Genomic DNA, 3,954 nt, shown 5'->3' with positions numbered 1-3,954 from the left:
GGTGGTGGCGAGTTTCTCGATGGTCTTGCGCCAGCGGCAGAAGAGTTTGGTCTGGTTCCAGGCCAGGACCGCGACCGGGTGGTCCCCGGCGTAGTAGACGGCCAGCAGGGAGTCCTCGCCCGGGCCGCCGTGCTCGTAGGCGACCCGGTCGCTGCGGGAGGCGTCGCCGGCGAACTGCAGGCGGGTGCCGTACTGGTCGGACCAGAAGTACGGGGGTTTCACCGCCGGCAGGGTCCCGGCCTCCGCGCCCAGCAGCGCGCCCACGGCCACGGCCGGGCGCTGGGCGGCGCCGGTCCAGTGCTCCACGCGCTGGTGGCGGCCGGTGACCGGCTCCCACCACGCGGCGCAGTCGCCGACGGCCACGACCCCGGGGATGCTGGTGGCCCCGGTCGCGTCGCAGACCACGCCGTTGCCGAGCTCGATCCCGGAGCTCTCCAGCCAGGCGGTGTTGGGCACGGCCCCGATGCCCACGACCACCACGTCGGCGGGCAGCACGCGCCCGCCGGCCAGGCGCACCGCGGAGACCGTGTCCCCGGCGAGCTCGAACTCCTCGATGTCGGCCCCGCAGATCAGCTCGACCCCGGCGCGTTCGTGCAGTCCGGCCACGACAGCGCCCAGCTGCGCGCCCAGCGGCCCGCACAGCGGGGTGGGGGACTTCTCCAGCACGGTGACCTCCATGCCCAGGGTGTGGGCGGTGGAGGCGACCTCGGCGCCGATGAACCCGGCGCCCACGACCACCATCCGGCCCCCCGCGCGCACCAGCGTGCGCAGCTTCTGCGCGTCGGCGATGGTGCGCAGGGTCACCACGTTGTCCGCCGCCGCGATCTGGGGCAGCGACCGGGGCGAGGCGCCGGTGGCGATGACCAGGGCCTCGGCGTGGACCGTGCGCCCGTCCTGGAGGTGGACCGTGCGGGTGGCCGGGTCGAAGGACACCGCCCGGGTCCCGAGGATCCACTCCGCCTCCAGGGCGTCGGTGTCGGTCTCCAGGGCCAGGTCCTCGATCTCGATCCGCCCGGCCAGGAAGTCCTTGGACAGCGGCGGGCGGTCGTAGGGGCGGTGCGGATCATCACCGATGATCACCACGCGCCCACCGAAGCCGAGGTTCCGGGCGGCCCGGGCGGCCGAGAGACCGGCCAGGGACGCCCCGACAATGACGAGGGACTCCATGAAATACGCCTTTCGAGCGACTGGGAGCAAGGACGGGAGCGCGGCGGGGGAGGAGACGGACCACCCGCGCCTAGGGTGCGTAATCTGCAACCCGCTTCGCGATATGAAGACAGCGTGAAGTGCGTCACTCCTGCTTGTCAAGCATTCCCTCCGACTTTTCCCGCGGCCGTCGTCATGGGGCGCGAGATCGGCGCCACATCCTTGACACCCCGTTCAGGGGCTCCAAGAATGTTGCGTATTGCGACTCGTGTTGCACAGCAGGGAATCATCACGTGCTTCCGCGGCTCCTTCCCCCGCCCGGCGGACGAAGGGCTCCCGGGCGCAGCGCCGGCACCTCGCGGGTTGCGACTCCACGCCGATCGTCGCCGTGCAGGAATTCCCATGACACCGTCCGCGAGCACGTGGGCGGACGTGACCAGCGACAGAGGAGGAGAGCGCCCCATGACCCGACAGAAGCCCCGAGTGCGCGAGGTCGACGAGAACGACCTCCAGGTGAGCAAGCCCAAGGACTGGGCCGGCGGGCTGCCGGCCGTCTACTACTCCATGGAGCCGGCGCTGGACCACATGGGCCCGGTCCGGGCGGGCCGGACGCTGCTGAGCATGAACCAGAAGGGCGGCTTCGACTGCATGAGCTGCGCGTGGCCGGACCCCGGTCACCGCAGCTCCTTCGAGTACTGCGAGAACGGCGCGAAGGCCGTCACGTGGGAGGCCACCCCCGTGACGGTCGCCCCGGAGTTCTGGGCGGAGCACTCGGTCAGCGATCTGCGCGGGCGCTCCGAGTACTGGCTGGGCATGCAGGGCCGGCTCACGGAGCCCGTGCACAAGGCCAGGGGGGAGGACCACTACCGGCCCATCAGCTGGGACGAGGCGACCGCCATCGTGGCGGAGAAGCTCCAGGGCCTGGACGATCCGGACGCGGCTGCGTTCTACACCAGCGGCCGCGCCTCCAACGAGGCGGCGTTCCTCTACCAGCTGTTCGTGCGCGGGCTCGGCACCAACAACCTCCCCGACTGCTCCAACATGTGCCACGAGTCCACCGGGTGGGGCATGGGCCAGACCATCGGTGTCGGCAAGTCCACCGTCACCTATGACGACTACGTGAACTCCGACCTGATGATCCTCATCGGCCAGAACCCGGGAACCAACCACCCGCGCATGCTCACCGCTCTCGAGAAGCAGAAGGAGAACGGCGGCCGGATCGTCGCCGTCAACCCGCTGCCGGAGGCGGGCCTGCGCCGGTTCAAGAACCCGCAGACGCCCAAGGGCGTCGTCGGCAAGGGCACGGAGCTCGCGGACCAGTTCCTGCAGATCCGTGCCGGTGGGGACATGGCGCTGCTCCAGGCGGTGTCCAAGCGGGTGCTCGAGGCCGAGGAGGCAGCCCCCGGGACGGTGCTGGACCACGAGTTCCTCGACCAGCACTGCGAGGGGCTCGAGGAGCTCAGAGCGCACCTGGCCGAGCTGGACGAGCAGACGGTCCTGGACGCCACCGGTCTGACCTCGGCGGCGATCGACGAGCTCGCGGGCCGGTACCTGGCGGCCGAGAAGGTGATCATCACCTGGGCCATGGGCGTCACCCAGCAGAAGAACGGCGTGGCCACCATCAAGGAGATCATCAACCTCCTGCTGCTGCGCGGCAACATCGGCAGACCGGGTGCAGGCGCCTCGCCCATCCGCGGGCACTCCAACGTGCAGGGCGACCGCACCATGGGCATCTGGGAGCAGATGCCCCCGGCGTTCCTGGACGCCCTGGGCAAGGAGTTCTCCTTCGACCCGCCCCGTGACCACGGGGTCGACGCCGTCGACGCCGTCCGCCGGATGCGCGACGGCGAGATCAAGTTCTTCATGGCCCTCGGCGGGAACTTCGTCGCGGCCATGTCCGACACCACCGCGACCGAGGCCGCGATGGACCAGCTGGAGATGAACGTGCAGATCTCCACGAAGCTCAACCGGTCCCACACGGTGACGGGCGCCGAAGCGCTCATCCTCCCGACCCTGGGGCGGACCGAGATCGACCGGCAGGCCGCCGGGGTGCAGTTCGTCTCGGTGGAGGACACCATGAGCGCTGTGCACCCCTCCTGGGGCAAGGTCGAGCCCGTCGGGGAGCACCTCCTGTCCGAGGTCGCCATCGTGGCCCGGCTGGCCCGCGCGACGCTGGGGAACGAGGTGGACGCCGACTGGGAGGGCTTCGAGGCCGACTACGACGGGATCCGCGAGCACATCGGCCACGTCGTCGTCGGCTGCGAGGACTACAACGAGCGGATCCGTCAGGAGGGCGGCTTCGTGATGGCCAACGGCCCCCGGGACTCACGCACCTTCAACACGCCCACGGGCAAGGCGCAGCTGACCGTCAACGCCCTGGATCTCCTCGAGTGCCCGCCGGGCCGCCTGATCCTGCAGACCATGCGCTCGCACGACCAGTTCAACACCACGATCTACGGCCACAACGACCGCTACCGCGGTATCAAGAAGGGCCGGCACGTGGTCTTCGTGAACCCGGAGGACCTCGAGGAGCTCGGCCTCCAGGACGGGCAGTTCGTGGACGTCCGCGGCGAGCACGTGGACGGCAGGGACCGCGTGCTCCGCAGGTGGCGCGTCGTCTCCTACCCGACCGCCCGCGGGTGCGCGGCCGCCTACTATCCTGAGGCCAACGTCCTGGTGCCCCTGGACGACACGGTGAAGGGCAGCAACACTCCCGTCTCCAAGGGCGTGATCGTCCGGCTGGAGCCGGCATCGGAGGGTCCGGTCGGCAGCGCGGAGGGCGCGGTGGCGGACCGGCCCGCCACCGTC

Annotated in this window: 2 protein-coding genes; one reads left to right on the top strand and one right to left on the bottom strand. The window is 70.5% G+C overall.

The window, feature by feature from the left end; all coding sequences use genetic code 11:
* Window positions 1–1,167 (bottom strand): NAD(P)/FAD-dependent oxidoreductase (locus tag ACH9D2_RS10130; protein WP_396362710.1); only part of this gene is annotated, 1,167 nt, incomplete at its 3' end.
* 441 nt (window positions 1,168–1,608) lie between these two features.
* On the opposite strand from ACH9D2_RS10130, the gene ACH9D2_RS10125 reads away from it, so the two are divergent.
* A partial coding sequence (locus ACH9D2_RS10125; RefSeq protein ID WP_396362709.1) for an FdhF/YdeP family oxidoreductase occupies window positions 1,609–3,954 on the top strand: 2,346 nt, incomplete at its 3' end.

This window comes from Kocuria rhizosphaericola (assembly GCF_044462205.1).
Classification (GTDB): Bacteria; Actinomycetota; Actinomycetes; order Actinomycetales; family Micrococcaceae; genus Kocuria; species Kocuria rhizosphaericola.
The sequence above is the reverse complement of the archived record's forward strand: the minus strand, read 5'-3'. Positions and strand labels throughout refer to the sequence as shown.